This window comes from Anabaena sp. CCY 9402-a (assembly GCF_963920945.1).
Lineage (GTDB): Bacteria > Cyanobacteriota > Cyanobacteriia > Cyanobacteriales > Nostocaceae > Trichormus > Trichormus minutissimus.
Genome location: NZ_CAWUDL010000002.1, coordinates 115,848 through 137,970, shown reverse-complemented (window position 1 = coordinate 137,970; position 22,123 = coordinate 115,848). Strand labels below are relative to the sequence as shown.

The window sequence follows — 22,123 nt, the reverse complement described above, 5'->3', positions numbered from 1 at the left end:
AAGTATTGTAGTTTGGTGGCAAAGTAATGGCAAAGCGATCGCTCCAAGCATCGGATGAAGGGATTAGAAAGGCTAAACAAGCTTTCAAACGCAAAGGTTGGACACAAGAATACTTAGCCTCTGAGGTAGGTTTAGAAACTCGCCAACCAATTTGGAAGTTTTTTAGTGGTAGACCTGTTGATCGCCATGTCTTCCATGATATCTGCTCTGTGTTGGATCTAGACACATCGGAAATTGCCCAAAATCCTGCTGTTGATGAAGCTGCGCCTTTAGACACCCTTGACAATAACACCTTAGAGATTGATGTCTTAGTACAAAAATTGCGCTCTGTTCATCATGAGAGGATTCAAGCTCAGTGTGGCACTTTGCACCTTTTAGATATTGCCAAGCCGATCAACCTCAATGATTTATATATTGATGTTAATATTTACGAGGAAATCAGCAGCAGAAGATGGCTGAACATTGCTGATTTACAAAATTTAGACTCCCCTGAAGTAAACCGTGGTGCTTTAAGTAGAGTTTGCCAAGAAAGAATTTCTGGCTTAGATGCTGTCAAAAAACATTCTAAACTGCTGGTGTTAGGCAAACCAGGCTCTGGAAAGACTACATTTTTACAATCAATAGCGATAAGTTGCGATCGCGGAATTTTTCAACCTAATTATTTGCCCGTTTTTATTAATCTAAAAAACTTTGCTGGAGAAATTAGAGAGTGCAGTCAACTTAGTTTATTACACTATATACATGAATATTTTATTAATTTTGGTTTTTCTGAAACTGATTTAACTACAGTTTTTTATCATGGGAGAGCTTTAATTTTTTTAGATGGCTTAGATGAAGTTATAGGAGAAGTTTCAGAAATTCTGATTAATAAAATACGCAGTTTTATTAATAAATTTTACAAAAATCAGATAATTATTACTTGTCGTCTGGCATCTCAATATCTTAATTTATACGGATTTACAGAAGTAGAAATTGCTGATTTCAATAAAAAGCAAATAGCAGCTTTTGCTCATCGATGGTTTTTGTCCTTTACAAAAAATTCGCCCGTGCAAGCGCATATATTGGCACATAATTTTATGCAAAAACTAGAATTTGCAGAAAATGCGCAACTTTTAGAATTAGCTAATACACCAATTCTCTTGAATCTCACCTGCTTAGTATTTAAATCTGTAGAGGATTTTCCGGTTAACCACTCGGAACTTTATAAACAAGCATTGGATGTGTTACTGGTACGCTGGGACGAAGCCAGAGGAATCAAACGAGATCAAGTTTATCGTCACTTGTCTTTGCTAGATAAAATTAAGTTGCTTAGTCATATTGCTGCCATTAGTTTTAAGCAAGGAAATTACTTTATTACTGCCACCCAAATCCAGCAAATTATTGCCAATTACCTATCTAATTTACCTAATGCCATCACTGATACCGATGCTCTAGAAATAGCAAGTGCGATTGTTTTAAGAGCCATTGAAATTCAACACGGGTTACTGATTGAAAGGGCAAGAGGAATCTATTCTTTTTCTCATTTGAGCTTTCAAGAGTATTTCACTGCAAGAGAAATTGTCTCTAATACCAACAGCGCAATACTAGAAGATTTTGTAAATCATTTACATGAACAGCGTTGGCGGGAAGTTTTTTTGATCAGTGTAGGGATGTTAAATCCAGCCGATGATTTATTGCAATTAATGAAGACAAAAATTGATATCTTGGCACAACAGAATGATCAACTATATAATTTTCTGCAATGGTTAAAACAAAAATCTTCTCAAGTAATAGCTGCTTATCACTGTGCTAGTGTGCGTGCGTTTTATTTGACAATTGCTCTCCCTCCAGAACATCCTCTAGCCTGCAATCAAGATTTGGCTATATCTTTGGATCGTCAACTTGCTGGTAGTTTGGCTGGAGACTTAGCGATAGATTTAGCATTGACTCATGCACTGGCTGTGAGCCTAACTATGACTGCTGATATTTTTTTTCAACGACTAGTGGTTTTAAGATTGTCTCTTGATTTAAAATATTTACTAACTCATCAACCATCTTGGGGAATTTATCTACAAGACTTGGCCAATCAACTGCCTGATCCAAATCAAGATAGAGATACACTAAAAATATGGTGGCAAACTTATGGTAAAGCTTGGACTGAGGAATTGCGATCGCTCATGATTAACACTCGCCAAATCGGTTATCATTGGCAGTTTAATGAGCAGGATTGGCAGTGTATACAACAGTATTGGGATGCTAATAAATTACTGTTAGAGTGCCTCAATAGTGCTACTAATGTTAGTCCTAATGTCAAAAGAACAATAGAACAAAATTTGTTTTTAATAGGATAATATTTATAACATTATGTCTCAAATAAAACTGAAGCATGGATTACTTAAGTAGCTAAACAAAATTAATTACACAAAGTTAAGCCATAAAACCCTTATCCAGAATAGAAACTCATGTGTAAATAATTCTGTGCGATTACTTATTAGTTTAATGTTGACTTTATTTTCTACTACTCCAGCCATTGCTCAAGAAGTATATATTGACAGTACCTGTAAACAAAATCAGCAATTAGACGAGTTTGATAGATTTACAGTTATAGGACTCCTATTTGATTTTTGAAAAAACTCGGTACATCTGAAGAGTTGTGAAATCAAAGGTAGTGTGTCGAATAAACCACTCAAACATCCACTTTAAATGAGAGAATGTTGGAATCAAAGCACAAAAACGTCTCTTCGAGACACTGCGCGAACGAACCCATGTTTTAGCCTGCAACCAGATATCTTCAATAGGATTTTGCTCTGGACAATTAGGAGCAAAACGAACGCAGTGAATTTTCCATTTTTCTGGTGGTAAACCTTGGTTAAGTTAGTCTAAAAAGCTTTGAATTTCTTTGGAACGATGGTAAGTAGCACCATCCCAAAAAATCAGCAATCGCTGGTCTCCAGATTCGGTGAGCAGATATTGCAGGTAATCAATGGTATTTTCTGAATTTCCCCTATCGTAAGCTTTAAGCAGGAATTTTCGTTGAAGATAGTCTACTGCTCCGTAATATGTTTGCTTCTCTCGCTCATTTACGACTGGAACCGTGATTTCCTGATCAGTTCTCAATACTTCTCGGTTAAGAATTAAGCAGTATTGAGAATAAAAAAAGTGAGTGGTTGACGTTGAGTACCCGCTCCTGAGTGGATTGGTTTTCTAGATGGAAACTTAGAACGAGGTTTTTTGACTACTCTGGGATTTGTTCTGCCCTGTCTCTGAGGGATTTTTTGCTCCAAAATTTCCCGGATTAGTTTGGAGAAAAAAAGGTTAGCTGCTCACTGTTAGCATCTTGAAAATCAGCAATAGCGCGGCGAATAACTTTGAGGGTACTCAATACAGCATTTTCACTTAAATGATGCACAGCACTATTGCCGTGTAACCATGCCACACAGTAGACTCCCTTTATACATTAAGTATCAGGCTAGCATAATAATATCTCTAGAGACGAGAAAACAGCAATCAATTGTAACTAAAGAATATGTGGTAGCCCTACTTCCTTTGGCTCTACAAACTCACCATCAAAACCTATCGTTTTATTTTCTACAGTTCTCGCATTAGCCAAAGCCTTGCGAAGTTCCGCAACTTCCATTGGGTCTTGAAGTCCACCCAGAATATAAATTAATAACTTAGCAGCTAAATCTCTACCAGCAACCTGTACCCGCTTTTTATTCGGGTCATATAAAACCCCATACCAAAGAGACTGGGGATACTCCATACCAGAAAATCCACCTTGCTGGTCAAACTTCCGCAACTTCTTAAAAATGCTAGCTAAGGAAAAACGCTTTTTAAATACTAATAATCCTAAAGCTTGCGCTAAAGCAACTTGCGCTACAGGACGGAAAAGTATATTCGCTTCACCACCACCCTTTTCAAAACTAAACCTTCTTAAAACAGGCGTATCTTCATGTTCTAAAATTTTCAAACTAGGTAGGCTAGCCAAATTATCAAAAAGTTTTCTGAATTCTTCAATTCCCTGTTCAATTTCCTCATCTTCTGGACGCATGGGAATTAAACCCTTCTCAAAAGGTTTCCAGTGGGGGAACTTTTGACCCAAATATCTCTGCGACATATCTTGTAATGCTTGCAGCGTTGTCAACACTGTAGAATTCGCCGCTACTGTTGCACTGTTCCAATTAACGCGAGGGTTACGATTTGGTTTTTGTTCTAAAAGCGGATGAGTAACAGCAATTTTTCGCGCCACAATTGCAAAACCATCATCTTCATTTAGCTGTGCTAACTGACCTTTGGTTAACGGTGCAGCCATCAAGTTAACATGAACAAAAACCGAACGCACCCTCCGTCTTGCTTCAGTGCGAGTTTCCCCAGCATTCACCGCACAAATAAATTCAATCCCGATTTTTTCCTTGGGTAAGCTTTGTAAATAGGTAGGGTCTACTTGATACTGCTCTGTTAAATCTGACACCGTGATAAAACTATCATCAGCCGCTTTATCTTTTTTATATCGCTGGAGTTTGCCGGTTTTGATTAACTCTATTAACCCTTGCACCCCCATTAGTCGATGTTGACCATCTAGTGCATAAATGGTGACGTTCTCTTCAGAAACACTAAGTAAACCGACCTTCCCATCTTTATCTAGAGGGGTGAAATCAGTTGTAGATTTTTTCGCACGTCCTTCACCGTCCCACTCAGAAGCTTTGGGGTCATCCACCCAAGCCTGATTAATTACCACCAGCACCGGCGGAAACTTATGATTTTTTCTAGCAGCTAAATATTGAACTAACGGTGCTTGACGCGACCAGTCAAGAGGACGTTGTTGAATCTCATCGATACTATCTGCGTCAATTTCAATATTATCTGTCTCTGGGTTATAGTTTTTTTGCAGTAGCGGTAAACCAGAAGCGAAGTGAACCCGACCTGCAAACCATTCTAGAGTCACAGAACCCACATAAGCCTCAGTTCCGCCCATTTGGGTTTTTTGAACTAAAATACGGTCTTTTTTGTCTATTAAGCTGCCTAAAAGTAAAGATAATACCTGTTTTTCCTTGTTTTCTCGTTCTAGATACTCTTGAGCAATATCAGTTGTGAGGTCAGATGCACTATCTCTCATATTAATTTTTAAAAACTCATTAAAATAATGTAGCTATGTTGTCCAAAAAATCAGATACTAGTATACTGGTTTTTAAAAACTTTTTACTAACCCGCGCAGGCTGTTTTTGTCTGTGTAGCCGCGAATTTCATTCGCCCGGATAAAAAAAATGAAGTAACGCTCATATTTCCAGAGATAGGGAGCAATGACTGAAGCACAACAACTAGAAAATAAAGGTCAGCAAACACGTACTGTAGCAGAGTTAGTGGAATACATCCAAGCTCTTACGACTGAAATTCAAGAATTGTATTGTTTAGATGCGATTCCTTGGATTATAGGCGTATCTTGGGGCAAAGACTCAAGCGCAATTTTACAGCTTGTTTGGAATGCGATCGCGGCTCTCCCTCCAGAACAAAGAACTAAACAAATTCATGTAATTACAACAGATACTCAGGTAGAAAATCCTATTGTTGCTGCATGGGTTCGTCAATCTATAAAGCAACTTAAATCGGCCGCAAAAGCAAAAGGGATGCCGATTCAACCACATCTACTACAACCAGTAGTCGAAGACACATTTTGGGTAAATCTTATTGGTAAAGGCTACCCAGCTCCCAGAAACCAGTTTCGCTGGTGTACACCACGGTTGAAAATTAATCCGGCTAATCAATTTATTCGTGAAATAGTTCGAGCTAACGGTGAAACAATACTTGTTTTGGGTACTCGCAAAGCAGAAAGTGCTAAACGGGCTGCGACAATGAAAAAACATCAAGCAGGTAGAGTAAGAGAACGCCTTAGCCCCAATGCTAGTCTTCCTAATTCTTTAATTTATACCCCTATTGAAGATTGGAGTAATAATGATGTCTGGATATACCTTAACCAATCTGATAATCCTTGGGGACATAGCAATAAAAAATTATTCAGTTTATATCGAGGTGCAACAGCAGATAATGAATGCCCCTTAGTAATTGATACTTCTACTCCTAGCTGTGGTGATTCACGATTTGGCTGCTGGGTTTGCACATTAGTTAATCAAGATAAATCTATGCAGGCAATGATCCGGAATGATGAAGAAAAAGAATGGATGCAGCCACTATTAGATATACGTAATGAATTAGATACTGAAGATGATAGAGATAAAAGAGACTTCCGAAGGCTTCGAGGAGAAGTGCAATTATTTGAACGCAATAAAGAGGGAAACATCTCTGTTGAGCCGATACCTGGACCATATACAAAATATTGGCGTGAATATTGGTTAACACGCTTATTAGAAGCACAAACCCAAATTCGACGCACAGCACCAGAAAATATGCGCGATCTTACTCTTATTTCCCTAGAAGAATTAAGTGAAATTCGGCGTATTTGGCTAGAACAAAAGCACGAATTTGATGATAGTCTACCCCGCATTTATCAAGAAATAACAGAGGAAGTATTCAAAGACCCTCGTCCTGGTGCTGACCATAAACTACTAGGTAGTGATGAATGGTCTGTGTTAGAAGAAATATGTGCAGATGATGGTATGCACTTGGAACTGATGGCGAAACTTTTAGACACAGAACGCCAATTTCGCAAGAAAAGCAAGCGCGTAGGAATTTACGAAAGCTTAGAGAAATGCTTTGATACTAGTTCCCGTTCCCCGGAAGAAGCCATTAGAAATGCTCATTTAAAACGAGACTTAAGAGAAGCTGTGAGTCAAGGCGACATAGCCACAGTGAAAGAAAAAGTCAAGCAATTGACTTTAGGTGATGCTGTCGATGAACCTAAAAATGAAACTGATAAGCCTTTAACTTGGGGAAATATGAAATTCAAAAAATAACTATACCCCATCATTTCTCCGTGTCTCTGTGACTCTGTGGTTAAAAATCAATTTCACCACAAAGACACAGAGAACACAGAGGAAAAATCTCAACTATACGAAATTAAATCCATCTATTAATGATATTTCTAGAACTCGTATTACAAAACTTTGGCCCTTATTCTGGCAGACAAGTAATAAATCTTGATACAAGAAGTGAAGAAACCCACCGTCCAATTATCTTATTAGGTGGGATGAATGGTGGTGGAAAAACTACCCTGATGGATTCTATCCGCCTTGCTTTGTATGGACAACGCGCTCAATGTTCTACTCGTGGTAACTTGAGTTATAGTGATTTTCTAACTCAATGCGTTAACAATAAAGCAACCCCTGCGGAAAAAACTAGAATTGAATTACTTTTTGAACACATTGAAGACGATAAACCCATCAAATATCGTATTGTCAGAACTTGGGAGAAAAACCCAAAAGATGGTAAAGACACACTAGGGATTTTAGGTGATGATGACACCTGGCCTGTTGATTCTCTAGTAAATATCTGGGATGATTATATAGAAAATCTTCTACCAATAGGTATTTCTAATTTATTTCTTTTTGATGGAGAACAAGTTAAAGAACTTGCAGAACAGGAAACACCACCACCAATAGTTATCGAAGCTATTCGCGGACTTTTAGGTTTAGAGTTAGCGGATAGATTAGCTGTTGATTTAGAAATTTTACTTAACCGCAAACGTAAAGAAGTCGCGGAAATTAAAGATTTAGCTAATTTAGAAGAAATTGAAAAACGACTAACACAATATCAGGAAGATTATCAAGAAATAGAATCAGAATTAGCAAAGCTGAATAATCAAACTGAAGAACTAGAAACTCAACAGCGAGAAGCTTTAGATAAGTTCATTTCTGAAGGCGGTAAAATAGCCGCCGAACGCAATCAATTAGAAAAACAACAGAAAGATAAATTATCAATAGTAGAAGATATCAGACAATCAATGGGTGAATTAGCTGCTGATGTTTTACCCCTAGCATTAATTCCCAATTTACTAAATCAAGTTCAAGCGCAGGGAACACAAGAATTTCGCTATCAACAGGTACAGTTATCTAAAGATGTCTTAATTGAGCGAGATCAACGCTTACTAAATTGGCTGAATCAATTAGCAATTAATTTAGAACAAGTTGATAAAATTCAATCTTTTCTCAAGGAAGATGCAGAGAGTTTATATACAGGTTATGCTCAATCAGAAGCACCTTGGTTATTAGCAGATGAGGAAAGTCTGAGCCAATTAGATAATGTGAGATATCATTTGCAAAATGCTAGAAAAAATGCTCAACAACACTTAACTAAGTTGCAAGGTGTAGAAGAAGAAATTATTACCTTAGAAAGACAAGTACAGACAGCCGCAGAACCGGAAGCATATCAAAAACTGCGGGAGACTGTGGAAGATGCACAAAACCAAGTTTCTCAAGCTAAGGCTAAATGTGAAATCACTCGCCGCAAATTTGCCGAATTAACGGATGTAATTGAACGGACAAAGAAAGAATTAAAAGAATATACAGATAAAAATCTTGATAGTAAAAATAGACAACATATTATTACTTCAGTCGCAAAAGTCCAAGAGACATTGAAACTGTTTCGAGAAAAATTAACTCTGAAAAAGCTGAATAAATTAGAGGAGGAAGTAAAAAATTGTTTTCTCTATCTGCTGCACAAATCTGATTTAGTGCGTAGCATCACCATTGACACCAAAACTTTTAGTTTGTCTATTTATGATTTTAATGGTAAACCAGTTCCCAAACATCGCCTGTCAGCAGGGGAAAAACAACTATTAGCGATCGCATTTCTCTGGGGACTAGCCAAAGTCTCTGGTTTGCGCTTACCAGTAGCCATTGACACACCCCTCGGTAGGCTTGATTCCTCCCACCGCAACAATCTAGTAGAGAAATACTTTCCCTCCGCCAGTCATCAAGTTATTTTGCTGTCCACAGATACAGAAATCGGTAAAAAAGAAGTAGAAACACTACGTAACAATGAAACGATCGCTCGTGAATACCTCCTCAAATACGACTCACACAACCGGGAAACGACAGTCATAGAAAATCAATACTTTTGGTAGTAGATATTGTCTAAAAAAATGACTCTAGCAATTTATTTAAATCTAGATAGTTACAATATATTTAAATAGCATAGGAAAATCAATAACTATGGTATGACCACATTTATTAGAAATAGAGCGTGACTTATGTGCTTTATCATTAGAAGAACTACAATGGCTCTTAGAACGTATTCAAAAGCCAATGCAAGAAAGACAGCAAAGATCAGATAAGTTAACTCATCAAGAATACATAAATGCACAATTAGCAGCAATGGCTATTGATGTAGATATTCAAACAGAAATTACCGCTATCAATCAGGAGTTTATTGTGACTGACATGGATGGATTATAAAATCGCTATTGTTTGGGTTTGTAACCAATAAATTCGATATTTACTTAATATTATGGAATCTCCAATAGAAAGAATTAAAATTTCCCAAACTGCAAAAGAGCAATTACTTAAACTCAAACGCAATACTAAAATCGACCAATGGAATATTCTTTGTCGTTGGGCTTTTTGTCGTTCTCTAGCAGAATCTACCCCACCTTCCCCCGTTCCACTTCCTCAAGATAGTAATGTCGAACTGACTTGGCGTGTCTTTGGTGGTGAAATATCCGATATTCTCCTCCTCGCCCTCAAACAACGCTGTCATAATGATGGCTATCCCACGGATAAAGAAACCCTAGCCATCCAATTCCGTCTACATTTGCATCGCGGTATTGGTTACTTAGCCGGCGACCCAAATATCAAGAAAATTGAAGATTTAATTGAACTGGCAATAAAAGGTGGAAAGGATAATAAGTAACAGTAACTGATAACTGTTAACTGATCATTGACAACTGATACTATGCCTGAAACGGTAGAAATCGAGCGTCATAGAGCCGCGATCGCTCGCAATGAAATCTCTCGTCCTGTACGATTGGCTATAGAATGGGCAATCCTCAACCAAGACACCAGTTTTTTCGATTACGGTTGCGGCTATGGTGGGGATGTGCAACGTGTAGCTAACCTCGGCTACACCAGTTTAGGCTGGGACCCTTATTACTATCCCGATGAACCAATCACCTCTGCTGATGTGGTTAATTTGGGTTACATCCTCAATGTCATTGAAGATATTGAAGAACGCCGCCAAAGTCTCATCCAAGCTTGGGAACTCACCGGCAAAGTTTTGATCGTCGCCGCACAGGTATTAATTAATGCTCCCAGCAAAGCCCAACTAGCTTACAGTGATGGTATCGTCACCAGGCGGAATACTTTCCAAAAATATTACGAACAAGAAGAACTCAAAAAATACATTGATGAAGTCTTAAATGTAGATGCAGTTCCAGTCGCCCTTGGTGTCTACTTTGTCTTCCGAGATGAAGCCGAAAAAGAAAGCTTCAAAGCCATCCGCTTCTTTTCCCGCACCTCTACACCGCGAGTCCGCATCCCCATCAAGCGGTTTGAAGACTACCAAGAACAACTCCAACCCCTGATGGAGTTTTTCACCCAACGCGGTAGATTACCCGTCAAAGGTGAACTAGAAACAGCACAAGAACTACTGGGCGAATTTGGTAACTTTCGCCGCGCCTTTAATGTCATTTTACAAGCCACCGACGAAGCCGAATGGGATGCGATCGCCTACCATCGTTCTTTAGATATTCAAGTCTACCTCGCTCTTACCCACTTTGATCAACGTCCCAGATTTTCCCAATTAGCCCCAGCCATGCGCCACGACATCAAAGCTTTCTTTGGTAATTATGAGGAAGCGTGTGAAGTCGCTGACCAAAAATTATTTAGTCTAGGTAAACCAGGAATAATTAAAACCGCCTGCGACAAAAGCAAAATTGGTAAACATACACGGGGTGCGCTTTACGTCCATGTTTCCGCTTTAGCAGCCCTAGACCCCTTACTACGCATTTACGAAGGTTGCGCCAGCCGCACCATTGGACGTGTCGATGGGGCTACGTTGATCAAATATCACATTGATAAACCGCAAATATCCTATCTGTTTTACCCAGAGTTTGACCCAGACCCCCATCCAGCCCTCACAGCTAGTATCACAATTGACTTAAAAACTTTGTATATTACCCACCGCGACTACAGTGACAGGGCAAATCCTCCTGTCTTGCACCGCAAGGAAACCTTTGTCACACCTAGCTATCCTCTGTATGAACAATTTGCCAAACTCACCCAACAAGAACAGGAATTGGGATTACTGCAACAGAAAAGCGAAATTGGTACGCGTGAAGGTTGGAAGAAATGCCTAGCTGCACACGGAGTAGAAATTAGGGGACATGAAGTTGAACAAATTAGGTAACTGTGAAAGTTTATTAACCCCACTCTCAGGAGAAACAATTATGGAGAGTATTAAAATACGTTCTCATGTAGGCGCAGATGGGATTTTACATCTTGATATTCCCATAGAAATAGCAAATACAGAAATTGAAGTTACAGTAACAATTCAAACAGTCTCACCACAACAACGAGGCTGGATGCCGGGTTTTTTTGAAGAAGTAATTGGTGGTTGGGTAGGAGAACCCTTAGAAAGACCAGAACAGGGAGAACGGGACTCATCACACAGTACACCAACTATGGCAAGATAACTGCAACTCACAAATAAACAGAAATTATGAATCCAGTGCGATCGCTGTTGCAAGTTTTTGGTAGCCGGAAGATGGCGGCTTTGATATTACTCGGTTTTTCATCTGGTTTGCCATTGTTCTTGACTAGCAAGACCTTGCAAGCTTGGATGACCGTCGAAAAGGTTGATTTAACAGCGATTGGTTTATTTAGCTTAGTAGGTTTACCCTATTCCTTAAAATTTCTCTGGTCGCCTTTGGTGGACTGGTTTAAACTCCCATTTTTAGGTAGAAGGCGCGGCTGGTTAATTACCTTGCAAATTGGGTTATTGATTGCGATCGCTTGCATGGGCTTCCAACAACCCAAACAAGCACTGCAACTTTTAGCGATTAATGCAGTAGCGATCGCATTTTTCAGTGCTACCCAAGACATCGCCGCCGACGCTTACCGTACCGATGTTTTAGAAGAATTAGAATTGGGTGCTGGTGCAGCAGTTTTCGTATTAGGTTATCGCATCGCCTTGCTGCTCACAGGTTCTCTAGCATTAATACTAGCCGATAGCATACCCTGGTCATCAGTTTACCTGTTAATGGCTGGTGGCATGGCAATTGGGATTGTAGCCACATTATTTGCACCAGAACCAAAAGAAACTCGACCCCCAGAATCTTTAGCCGCCGCCGTCATTTTACCTTTTGGCGAATTTTTTCAACGCCAAGGCGTAGTTTATGCCGTGTTGACTTTATTGTTCATCGTCCTCTATAAATTAGGCGACTCCTTTGTGAACAATATGTCCACCCCCTTCCTGCTACAAACTGGATTCACTCAAACAGATATTGGTGCAATTCAGGGTGGTATGGGATTAATCGCTACCATTGTTGGCACATTAACAGGGGGAGTAGTTTTAAGTAAAATTGGACTCAACCGCTCACTGTGGCTATTTGGTGGACTACAAGCCCTCAGTAACTTAGCTTACTTATTACTTGCTCAAGTCGGTAAAAATTACCAAGTTCTAGTGTTAACTATTAACATCGAAAACTTTTGTGCTGGCTTAGGAACAGCCGCCTTTGTGGGCTTTTTAATGAGTATGTGTAACCAGAGATTTTCTGCTACACAGTATGCTTTACTCTCCAGTTTTATGGCTGTCAGCCGTGATATTTTAGTTGCACCAGCCGGCAGCCTAGCAAAAAATACGGGTTGGCCTTTATTTTTCGTGATTAGTATTATAGCCGCAGTCCCAGGATTGCTTTTATTACCATTTTTTGCCCCTTGGAATCAAAAACCAGTGGCAGTAAACAGACCAGGAATTGAGCCAGAAGACGAGGATTTATGGGAAACCAAATAGTAATTCTTATCGGCACATTTATTCTTTTACTCACCGGATTGTTACTTGGCTACGTTCTTTCACAATTGGTTTTAGGTTATCTAACATTTAGCCTCCTAACATTTTTCGGAACAATCAGCCTGATTTTAATTTTTGGTACACTCTATTACGTATTGTTCTGGCAATTAAAGCGAGGACAAACCCAAACCCAAACATTACCAGAACCAATTTCTGAGCCACTTAACGAGCCAATCAATGAACCCGGATTTGAGAGCCAAAACTATCTCAAAAACAAACTAATTTCTAAATTATCTGGTGATGCCGCCGCCGCAGAACGGTTAATTGAGCAAGCCAAACAAAACTACCCCGGAATGCCAGACAATTGGTATTGCGAGAGAGTTCTAGACGACATAGACCGTGATACCCGCTAATAACTCTCTGCGTCCCTCCGCGTTTACCTCCGCGTCCCTCCGCGTTTAAAATTTCAACCTCAATTTTCCGCAATGTCCAAAACTCGCTAAAATTGAGTCAAGTAAAATTCACAAATCTTTAATTAGATTTTAAAACCTCAAGCGATCGCAACCAAAAATATGGCTATATTTCGTCAATACATTGCTCCCTTACTAGTCGTGTTAGTATTCATCTTTGCCCTAGTAGCAGTCAGCGCAAGGATATTTTTACCCTCTGATATGGCAGCACCAGCACCGATTGAAGAAGTGGGAATGGTGACAGGTGATAGGTGACAGGTGACAGGTGACAGGTGATAGGTGACTAAAATTTTGAATTTTGTAGGCGCAAGCCTTGCCGTAGGCTATGAGTGAATTTTGAATTGTTAATACCGGGCTATTATATTCGTCGTGGTTCTACCTTAGAGCGATCGCTGCTAGTCAAATTCATGCAGCGCACCTACCAAGACATATATCCAGAACAAGATTTTGCCCATCTAGCTAGAACCGTTGAGCAATACTTCTCCAAAGATACCCCCTTGTGGTGGGTAGATTTTCTAGGCAAGGATGTAGGAGAGCAGGGAAACAAGGAAGATAAGACAACATCATCCCCCTCGTCTCGCCCCTCTCCCATCGCCTGTCTCTGGGCGGGAAATGCCATAGATCAAGTCACCGGAACACGCCATCCTCACATTTTTTTACTTTACGTCGTCCCAGAACATCGACGGCAGGGCGTTGGTACAGCCTTAATGCGCTATATAGAGAATTGGGCAATTCAAAGAGGCGATCACCAAATCGGATTACAGGTATTTAAATCCAACCAAGCCGCCCTAAATCTCTACAATCAGCTAGGTTATCAAACCCAATCTCTATGGATGCTAAAGCAACTTGATAGTTAATAGTTAACGTGAGTTCGTATATTTCTTCAATATTGCCAGGTATATCACCTTCTTCCACAATTTCGCTTAAGCGAGAAGCTATGTGTCTTACTGAGTATTCCTGCTTTTGTGCCATGAACTCCCACGGGCCACCGCAGTCTTCTGGAGGGCAAGCGCGTTTACCATCAATGCACACTGGATAAAAGCAATTTGATTCTGGAGTGAGAATTGCTTCGACCCGAATTTGATGCTGCCAGTTATCACCTTTCGTCATATTCGTATAAAAAACGCTCTCTACTTCGCCAACCAAAATCTGATAATTTGACAACTTTAGGGTCGTCAGAAAACCACATTCCCCCAATTTGAGCAATCCCGTAATGCTTACCGTGGATTATGAAACGATGTAAGTGGGAATCCGTCCACCCCATTACTATCTGGATCATGTAGTGCAAATCGGCGATTGTACTGTTACTGCGGATTTTTATCCTACGCCAAATCATGGGACTGATGTCCAAGATAAAAATATGAAGCTGATAGATGACAAGTTTCTCGGAATCGGTCATTGGGTCATCTTACCGCATTGCCAGTGCCATCTCCCCCAAAAAAAATCGCTCTCCCAGAAAAGGACTTAGTTTTAAAGTAGTGGTGATAATTGCTACTTGCATAATACAGGCTACAGTATAAGTATTAATTATATAGGACAAAGATCCAAGTTTTGACTAGGATCTTTGTCCGATGTGGTCATTGAAGCGATCGCTGTATAATTAATCCCACCACAGCAAAACTTAGGTAAAAACATTACACGTTGTTTCATTTGTATATAAATTTATTAAATTTATGCTGGCAAATATTTCAGAAAGACGAATGCACCAAGTTAGATGGGTGCTTACAATTGGCTGGGGATTGCTGATTGTTTCTTTGTTATACGATCCCCTCTCTCCTTGGTTTACACTTCCTACCAATAGTATTAGTCCTCTAAAAATTAATCCTGAAATTTGCGTGCAAGTCCAGGGAAAGTGTGTAGAACAAAAGAACTATGCTTTGGGCGCACCAATTTTTTGGGGAATTGTTATTCCTGCTGCTATTTTCATCCTCTTGGTATTTGGACATGAAACTTGGCGAAGAATTTGCCCATTGTCTTTTGTTTCTCAAATTCCCCGTGCTTTGGGACGGCAACGACATCAACGGCGCGTGGATGCAAAAACGGGTAAGGAACGCTTTGAGTTAGTAAAAGTTAAACAAAAATCCTGGTTGGCAAACAATTACCTTTACATCCAATTTGGACTGTTTTATATAGGATTATGTAGCCGTATCTTATTTATTAATTCAGATCGCACTGCTTTATTTAGCTTTCTAATTATTACAATCACAGCAGCGATCGCGGTAGGCTATCTTTATGGCGGCAAATCTTGGTGTCAATATTTCTGCCCTATGGCTCCTGTACAAAAAATCTATGCCGAACCAAGGGGATTGTTTAATAGTAAAGCACATGATGGCGAACGCCAAGCGATTACCCAATCTATGTGCCGCACCGTCAACAAAGAGGGAAAAGAGCTTAGTGCTTGTGTAGCTTGTAATAGTCCTTGTATTGATATTGATGCTGAACGTGCTTACTGGGAAAACATTACTAAACCCGAACAACAATGGCTTTATTACGCTTATGTTGGTTTAGTGGTTGGGTACTTTGTTTACTACTATCTTTACGCAGGTAATTGGGAATATTACTTTTCTGGAGCTTGGTCACACCAAAACAATCAACTCGCTACATTACTAAGTCCAGGTTTTTATCTATTCTCTCATGCCATTCCTATTCCCAAAATAATTGCTGTTCCCTTGACGCTAGGAGCATTTACTTTCGGGGGTTATTTTCTAGGACGTAAATTAGAAAAGCGATATAAAGCTTATCTGCTTCGTCAGCACCAATCTGCAAGTATAGAAATAGTTCGCTATCAGATGTTTACGCTTTGCACGTTCTTTATTTTTAATTTTTTCTTTATCTTTGCAGGGCGTAATTTTATCCGCTTGTTACCTCCACTTTTACAATATCTGTTTCCGGTTTTAATTGCTGTGTGCAGTACCATTTGGCTGTGTAGAACTTGGCAACGCAATCCTGATCTTTACCAGCGAGAAAGCCTCGCCAGTCGGCTTCGGAAGCAGTTAAGTAAGCTGAATTTAGATACATCACGTTTTTTAGAAGGACGCTCACTTGACGAACTTAGTGCTGATGAAGTTTATGTCTTAGCAAAAGTTCTCCCAGGTTTTCATAAGGAGAAACGGCTTCAAGTTTATAAAGGAGTTCTACAAGAAGCGCTCAAAGAAGGATATGTTGACTATAGCAGCAGCCTAGAAGTTCTCCAGCAGATGCGTCAAGAACTAGATATTACAAAAGAGGAACACGATCTGATCTTAACCGAACTTGAGGTTGAGTATCCAACTATACTAGATCCCACTAAGCAACATAATCGTGAGGATTTGCTGCGACAGGAAAGCTATCGCGAAGCTTTTTTGGATGTATTTATAGAGGTGGCTAAAAATCATCCTAATCAAACTGTGGTAGCGGAATTAGTTGAGGTAATGACTGGAGAAACACCAATTGAATCTCTTGATGCTGTACTCAACAAGTTATCTAAGGACGAATCTCTTCACCTGCAACAGATCAGAGAGGAATATGCAATTACAGCCTCAGAGGAAGAAGAGATATTGAAAACAACCGAGCCTCGTCAGTTATGGACAACTATCGCTTATACCCTTGATACACTTAATCGGTTAGAAGCGATCGCCATTAAGCGCCAACTCATAAAAGAAGCTACACCTATTACTGTTAAGCAGGAATTAAGCGTTGAGCAAGTTGCTCATTGCCAAGAAATTTTCCAAAAATTTGACAAGGATGGTAATAATCGTTTGTCAAGAGGAGAATTATGCTCGGTTTTAAGAGTTCTTGGTTGCCCGTTTTCACCTCAACGGGTACAAGAAATAATGGATGCAATTTCAGAACACTCTAATAGTGACAGTGTTAGTTTTGAGGAATTTGCTGTACTACTACAAAGCGATCTAGGCTCTACCAATGAAGATCAAATATTACAGTGGTTTCATCTATTCGATGCTGATGGCTCTGGTTATATTAGCTTAGAGGAATTGCACTTATACATCAAAGATATTGTTCCCAATATTACTAAAGCTGAAATTGAAAATATGCTGAAGCTAGCAGACACTAGCGGCGATCAACAAATCAGCTACGAGGAGTTTCGCGATTTATTTCAACAGATGACACAATGACCGCATAATTCATCCCAGCACAGCAATATCTCGGTCATTGCTTAACTCCTGGGATGAGCAAAATTAAAGCCCAACTGCTGTTAAACTCACACGAAACCTTTGGGATCGCCAAAAAAGCAGACTAGATTCGCAAATTTTTTAGGATCTTGTTGGAGTAAAAAAAACTACTATGCTCACATCTTGCACCAACCGTATTAACCAGTAAAGATTAAACAAACCAGCATGAAACTATAACAACAGGCGAATAGAACCAATTAAGTAGCTTTTGTTTTAAATAAACGTGAGTCTCCAAGGAAGGCGCACCTCACGTTAATAGTTAATAGTTCTCCCCCCAGTCCACAGTCCCCAGTCTCCAGTCCCCAGTCTCCAGTCCCCAGTTATTTAATTTTGAATTTTGTTAGCGCAGCGTTAGCGAGTCTGCGAGCGTCATTTTGAATTTTGAATTGATTTGTCCCCAGTCCCCAAATTAACCGCGTATGAGATTGATGAGAAAGTGTACAATGGTTGAGCGATAAAAATAAAGCTTTAATAAATTAGTACGGATGGTTATGTGTAAATACCACTCCGACAGATAAAAGTATATGTATGACGAAGAAGACCTAAGCATACTCGAACTCGATGTCGAGGAGGATTTAGAAAGTCCCTTAGATAAACTAGAACCAATCACGGCTGAGTCAGAATTGCCAAAACCTGACCCAGACGAAATGTTAGCACTGCTGCAAAACCCCCAACGTCAACAAAAGATGTTGGCAGCTCGTGCTTTTTGTGATATTGAAGACCCACGCGCTACACCCCTTTTAATCGACCTGTTGACTGATACTTGTCCATTAGTGCGGGTGAGTGCAGCTTATGGTATTGGGCGCAATCCCAGTACCGATGCAGTTGAACCATTAATTAATCAGCTAAATCGAGACTGGAACGGCTATGTACGCAAAGGTGTCGTCTGGGCTTTAGGGAATTGTCGCGATCGCCGTTGTTTAGCACCCCTAGCAGATGCCTTAAGAACCGATATTTCCGCCGTGCGTTTATGGTCTGCTAGTGCCTTAGCACAAATGGCAGATGTCGGTTACGAAGCAATTATAGGAGCAATACCCCCCCTAATTGCAGCCTTATTTCAAGACCCAGTACCAGCCGTCAGAAGTAACAGTGCGTGGGCAATTGGGCAATTGTGTAAAGAACTACCCTCTAACGTAGTTTATGCCGCAGCGATCGATGCCTTAATTCAGTCCTTTGCCGAAGAGAAAGACTTAGGTGTGCGGGAAGATGCCAAAGCTTCACTACTAGGTGTAGGCGACCCTCGTGGCTTGCAGCTAATTGAAACCTTAGAACAAGAAGGATGGTTTTAGAAGAATTAGGGGTTTAGGGGTTTAGGGGAAGGAGACAAGGGAGAAAGAAAAAATTATTACCCCAGTCCCCAGTCCCCAGTCGCTTCTACTTCTCAGCTACAGGCTTGACCACATTTAAATCATAGGGACGTTCCGTATCATCCTCGCCCAAATATTCACCATTTTGAATTTCCAGAATGACTAAGGGAATAGACCCTGGATTGTCAACTTTATGCAGCGTTGCAGCTGGTACATAAGTTGATTGGTTACGGTTTAGTAAGACTTCCTCATCTCCACAAATCACCTTAGCCACACCAGAGACTACAACCCAGTGTTCATTGCGGTGATAGTGGATTTGTGGTTTGATACCGTGTCTGGGCTTGATTTCAATGCGACTAATTCTATAGCTTTCTCCCTCTTCGATGACTTCCACATTACCCCAATAACGTGAGCCTGAGTGTGAGGAAGACTCATTGCCATTTAATTGAGTATTATCTTCATTCTGAGTCATAACTAAAATTTTTGAGCTAAAAGAATATTACTGTTTTCAAGAAATCTCACCGAAACCAGATAAAACTAAGTGCAATCCGCAAAAAATGTTAGGCCAACATTATCTATAAGTAACGGCTGCTGTCACCTACCCTTAGACCATAAATTGTATCCAATTATTAACTAGTTATTTTTTCTCTCCTGATGCCCAATGCCCAATGCCCTATTCCCTAACTCCTGTATACTGAATCCGATAAATGCGATTATTGGCTTCCTCTGTGACTAATAAACTGCCATCAGGTAAAACTAATAATCCCACAGGTCTCCCCCAAGTGCTGGGAACAGAAGGGTTAAGCAAAAATCCAGTCAAGAAGTCTTCGTAGTAGCCTTGTGGTCTTCCTTGAGCATTAAAGGGAACAAAAGCAATCTTGTAACCAGTACCGCGATCGCGATTCCAAGAACCGCGAAAAGCCACAAAAGCCCCATTCCGATACTTTTGGGGAAAAGTTTCACCATCATAAAATTGCAACCCCAAGGCGGCTGAGTGAGCTTGAAATAATACATCAGGGACACGGGTACGGGCTGCTAAATCTGGACGTTTACTTTTACCATCTGTTGTTTGACGAGGATCAAGGTTGCTTGGTTTGAAGTAAGTATAAGGCCAGCCGTAAAACTCCCCTTGTCGAATACGTGTCAAGTAGTCGGGAACTAAATCATCCCCGATCCCATCCCGTTCATTCACACTGGTGTAAAGTTCCTTGGTGACTGGGTGAAAGTCTAGACCGACTGGGTTACGTAAACCAAAAGCAAAAGTCTTTTGCTCAGAACCATCTAAGTTCATCACCTGTACCGAAGCCCGTGGTAATTCCTCTTCATCCACATTAGAACGAGAACCCACAGAAACATATAGCTTATTACCATCAGGTGAAACTACTACATTCCTTGTCCAATGCTGATTGTAACCACCACCAGGAAGATCAGCGATTTTTTTACCGTTACCAGTTAGTTGCTGTTGTCCTTGACTATAAGGAAACCGTAAAACCTCATCGGTATTACCCAAAAAGAAGGAATCACCACTAAAAGCCATGCCAAAGGGAATATTCAGCCCATTGGACGCACTAGCAAAGGTTTGACGGACATCAGCAACCCCATCACCATTGGTATCTCGCAACAAACGAATCCGATTTTGTCTAGTCTCCGTTACCAACACATCACCACTAGGCGTTAAAGCTAACCAACGTGGTGCATTTAAACCATCAGCAAAAACATTCACTGTAAAACCCGATGGTACTTTGAGTATAGGTTTTTCAGGAATTGGTACAACTTGAGGTGGTTTAGATGCACTGTCTGTGGCGAAGGGTGCAGGTAAATTCTGCAAATTAATGCGGATGGGTTGGGGTGAAAGTGTTTCCGTCGGAATTACATTTTTTACCTGTGTAGAATCCTGTGCTAATTGAGCCGCAGAAGTAGCTGCTTGCGGTATGGGATTATCTAAAGAGGTGCGATTTTGGTCACAACCTGTTGCGATGAATAAGCAACCCAGCAACAATAAATATCTAGAGACATTCATGAAAGTAAAAACATATACACAATTTTATAAATTTAGAATCGAAATCCAGTGATTGTCACCTCTCAAAAGTCCGATTTTTGGGTAGGTGAATAGCCAATTTTTTCTTAACCATTTCAGCAAGGACGCGAATAGCTAGAAATTGTAAAAGATACAATAAATATATCAAATATTAATCAAAAGCTTTGATATAATTGACTTACAAAGCATATTTATTGTTAGTTAGTAAATATAAGAAAATATTTTTGGTGTATTTACAGTCAAGAGCCAGAAAAAAGATATTAAATACTTTGATAAAAGCATATTATTTGTTATCGTAAATTCACAGTTTATCTATTACTAAATAATGTAGCAGTGCTAGTTAGTTGAGCATATTAAATATTATACAGGTTATATAGGGCTGGAGGCGATGGCGTTCCGCCCACCGGAGGCAATCGCTTCCACACTTTCCTCTAAGAAGGGGGAGGGGTTGGACTTGGGTTAAAGTTGTGTCACAATGAATTTTTGCCAAATTTTCTTTAGCAATCTCTAATGCGGGTATGGACAAGTCTATACCATGATAGGAGGCAATATTGGTATTCAATAAAGCAAGACTGATGAAGCTGGCATCACCGCAACCTAAATCCAGTATTTTAAAAGGTTTTTGAAAGTAGCTAACGAGTAATTCGTGTAGTATGCTATAAATTTCCCTGTGTCCCATGTAATTGTTATTCAGCACTTTCTGATAAATTTTCCACTGCTTGCTGAAGAACTCTTTTAGGTAGCTGGATTCATATTCACTGTTTTGTAGATGTGTCATAATTATCACTTGTTCGGTAGACTCTTCTTTCCAAGATAACTATCAAATACGAATTGCAGTTATCTTAGTTATCTTCCCACACTTCTACTGCTAGTTTTCTTCTCTACGAGACACTGAACGCGATCGCTGTTACACACCCAAATCCTGGCACAGCCGTAACACACCCTACTTAATATTTACTTTATAAATAGGCTCTCAGCACTCTTCATCATCCTCTCAAGTTGTTATTTATATATCAGGAAAATAATTATTAAATTTTTCTGTAATATATTTGTTTTTTACCTTTATTTTTTCAACTTCTTAATCGAAACTTAATATAAAGAGTTTAAAAAACATAAAAACTTTATATAAGCACATTCATCTCAACAATAGAAAGATGACTTGAATCAAGATTGAGATTGATCAACTTATGTCAATTAATTACTCTTAATTCTGCCTGATATGACACTATAATTTAGTGTAGGCTTGACTTTCAGCTTAAAAAG

The 22,123-nt window shown here is 39.7% G+C and carries 22 protein-coding genes and 1 pseudogene; 14 read left to right on the top strand and 9 right to left on the bottom strand.

The genetic code is table 11. The annotated features are described in order from the left end of the window. Positions 1-26: 26 nt before the first annotated feature. Positions 27-2,330 (top strand): NACHT domain-containing protein, encoded by a 2,304-nt coding sequence (locus tag ACM0OR_RS01755; RefSeq protein WP_414574759.1) that lies wholly within the window; start codon positions 27-29, stop codon positions 2,328-2,330. A gap of 127 nt (positions 2,331-2,457) precedes the next feature. Beyond that, entirely contained in the window at positions 2,458-2,607 is a 150-nt protein-coding gene (locus ACM0OR_RS01750) for a hypothetical protein (RefSeq protein WP_414574758.1), read from the top strand. On the opposite strand, the pseudogene ACM0OR_RS01745 reads toward ACM0OR_RS01750, so the two are convergent. The 3 genes and pseudogenes from ACM0OR_RS01745 to ACM0OR_RS01735 form a co-directional block, all read right to left on the bottom strand. Continuing rightward, positions 2,593-3,093: pseudogene (locus ACM0OR_RS01745) on the bottom strand (transposase); the annotation flags it as partial. The gene ACM0OR_RS01750 and the pseudogene ACM0OR_RS01745 overlap by 15 nt on opposite strands. Before the next feature lie 181 nt (positions 3,094-3,274). After that, positions 3,275-3,415 carry a hypothetical protein gene (locus ACM0OR_RS01740; protein ID WP_414574757.1) on the bottom strand — a complete coding sequence of 47 codons (141 nt, stop codon included), beginning with the start codon at positions 3,413-3,415 and terminating at the stop codon, positions 3,275-3,277. Between the two features lie 81 nt (positions 3,416-3,496). Continuing rightward, a complete protein-coding gene (locus ACM0OR_RS01735; protein ID WP_414574756.1) occupies positions 3,497-5,095 on the bottom strand; it encodes a DGQHR domain-containing protein in 1,599 nt (532 codons plus the stop codon). 184 nt (positions 5,096-5,279) lie between these two features. On the opposite strand from ACM0OR_RS01735, the gene dndC reads away from it, so the two are divergent. The 10 genes from dndC (at position 5,280) to ACM0OR_RS01685 (ending at position 14,203) form a co-directional block, all read left to right on the top strand. Next, the gene (gene dndC, locus ACM0OR_RS01730; RefSeq protein ID WP_414574755.1) at positions 5,280-6,887 is read left to right on the top strand and encodes a DNA phosphorothioation system sulfurtransferase DndC; all 1,608 of its coding nucleotides are present in this window, start codon (positions 5,280-5,282) and stop codon (positions 6,885-6,887) included. A 119-nt stretch (positions 6,888-7,006) separates the two neighbouring features. After that, the gene (gene dndD / locus ACM0OR_RS01725; protein WP_414574754.1) at positions 7,007-8,995 is read left to right on the top strand and encodes a DNA sulfur modification protein DndD; all 1,989 of its coding nucleotides are present in this window, start codon (positions 7,007-7,009) and stop codon (positions 8,993-8,995) included. 181 nt (positions 8,996-9,176) lie between these two features. After that, the gene (locus tag ACM0OR_RS01720; protein ID WP_414574753.1) at positions 9,177-9,326 is read left to right on the top strand and encodes a hypothetical protein; all 150 of its coding nucleotides are present in this window, start codon (positions 9,177-9,179) and stop codon (positions 9,324-9,326) included. Positions 9,327-9,378: 52 nt separating this feature from the next. Further along, a complete protein-coding gene (gene dndE / locus ACM0OR_RS01715; protein WP_414574752.1) occupies positions 9,379-9,780 on the top strand; it encodes a DNA sulfur modification protein DndE in 402 nt (133 codons plus the stop codon). Between the two features lie 42 nt (positions 9,781-9,822). Then, on the top strand, positions 9,823-11,274 hold the full coding sequence (locus tag ACM0OR_RS01710; protein ID WP_414574751.1) for a DNA phosphorothioation-associated putative methyltransferase: 1,452 nt from the start codon (positions 9,823-9,825) through the stop codon (positions 11,272-11,274). A 40-nt stretch (positions 11,275-11,314) separates the two neighbouring features. After that, positions 11,315-11,560 carry a hypothetical protein gene (locus tag ACM0OR_RS01705; RefSeq protein ID WP_414574750.1) on the top strand — a complete coding sequence of 82 codons (246 nt, stop codon included), beginning with the start codon at positions 11,315-11,317 and terminating at the stop codon, positions 11,558-11,560. A gap of 26 nt (positions 11,561-11,586) precedes the next feature. Then, positions 11,587-12,879, top strand: a complete 1,293-nt coding sequence (locus ACM0OR_RS01700) for an AmpG family muropeptide MFS transporter (RefSeq protein ID WP_414574749.1) — start codon at positions 11,587-11,589, stop codon at positions 12,877-12,879. Beyond that, the gene (locus ACM0OR_RS01695; protein ID WP_190702583.1) at positions 12,864-13,289 is read left to right on the top strand and encodes an ABC transporter permease; all 426 of its coding nucleotides are present in this window, start codon (positions 12,864-12,866) and stop codon (positions 13,287-13,289) included. The genes ACM0OR_RS01700 and ACM0OR_RS01695 overlap by 16 nt, the downstream gene beginning before the upstream one ends. A gap of 159 nt (positions 13,290-13,448) precedes the next feature. After that, positions 13,449-13,601, top strand: a complete 153-nt coding sequence (locus ACM0OR_RS01690) for a hypothetical protein (RefSeq protein ID WP_414574748.1) — start codon at positions 13,449-13,451, stop codon at positions 13,599-13,601. Positions 13,602-13,675: 74 nt separating this feature from the next. Next, positions 13,676-14,203: a GNAT family N-acetyltransferase gene (locus ACM0OR_RS01685; RefSeq protein WP_414574747.1), complete on the top strand. Its 528-nt coding sequence runs from the start codon at positions 13,676-13,678 to the stop codon at positions 14,201-14,203. On the opposite strand, the gene ACM0OR_RS01680 is transcribed toward ACM0OR_RS01685, so the two are convergent. From ACM0OR_RS01680 to ACM0OR_RS01670, 3 genes are all read right to left on the bottom strand, one after another. Continuing rightward, positions 14,115-14,456, bottom strand: coding sequence for an IS1096 element passenger TnpR family protein (locus tag ACM0OR_RS01680; protein WP_323269085.1), 342 nt, complete (start codon positions 14,454-14,456; stop codon positions 14,115-14,117). The genes ACM0OR_RS01685 and ACM0OR_RS01680 overlap by 89 nt on opposite strands. Next, on the bottom strand, positions 14,443-14,745 hold the full coding sequence (locus ACM0OR_RS01675) for a plasmid pRiA4b ORF-3 family protein (RefSeq protein WP_323269086.1): 303 nt from the start codon (positions 14,743-14,745) through the stop codon (positions 14,443-14,445). The genes ACM0OR_RS01680 and ACM0OR_RS01675 overlap by 14 nt, the downstream gene beginning before the upstream one ends. A gap of 128 nt (positions 14,746-14,873) precedes the next feature. Next, entirely contained in the window at positions 14,874-14,996 is a 123-nt protein-coding gene (locus ACM0OR_RS01670; protein ID WP_414574746.1) for a hypothetical protein, read from the bottom strand. Positions 14,997-15,019: 23 nt separating this feature from the next. Here ACM0OR_RS01670 and ACM0OR_RS01665 point away from each other — a divergent pair, with 23 nt between their 5' ends. Continuing rightward, the gene (locus tag ACM0OR_RS01665; RefSeq protein ID WP_414574745.1) at positions 15,020-17,458 is read left to right on the top strand and encodes an EF-hand domain-containing protein; all 2,439 of its coding nucleotides are present in this window, start codon (positions 15,020-15,022) and stop codon (positions 17,456-17,458) included. Positions 17,459-18,039: 581 nt separating this feature from the next. Beyond that, a complete protein-coding gene (locus tag ACM0OR_RS01660; RefSeq protein ID WP_323267402.1) occupies positions 18,040-18,804 on the top strand; it encodes a HEAT repeat domain-containing protein in 765 nt (254 codons plus the stop codon). An 85-nt stretch (positions 18,805-18,889) separates the two neighbouring features. Here ACM0OR_RS01660 and ACM0OR_RS01655 read toward each other — a convergent pair whose 3' ends face one another. The 3 genes from ACM0OR_RS01655 to ACM0OR_RS01645 form a co-directional block, all read right to left on the bottom strand. Next, on the bottom strand, positions 18,890-19,294 hold the full coding sequence (locus tag ACM0OR_RS01655; RefSeq protein ID WP_323267403.1) for a phosphomannose isomerase type II C-terminal cupin domain: 405 nt from the start codon (positions 19,292-19,294) through the stop codon (positions 18,890-18,892). Positions 19,295-19,495: 201 nt separating this feature from the next. Beyond that, entirely contained in the window at positions 19,496-20,842 is a 1,347-nt protein-coding gene (locus tag ACM0OR_RS01650; RefSeq protein WP_414574744.1) for a PQQ-dependent sugar dehydrogenase, read from the bottom strand. 358 nt (positions 20,843-21,200) lie between these two features. Beyond that, positions 21,201-21,638 (bottom strand): class I SAM-dependent methyltransferase, encoded by a 438-nt coding sequence (locus tag ACM0OR_RS01645; protein ID WP_414574743.1) that lies wholly within the window; start codon positions 21,636-21,638, stop codon positions 21,201-21,203. Positions 21,639-22,123: the final 485 nt, after the last annotated feature.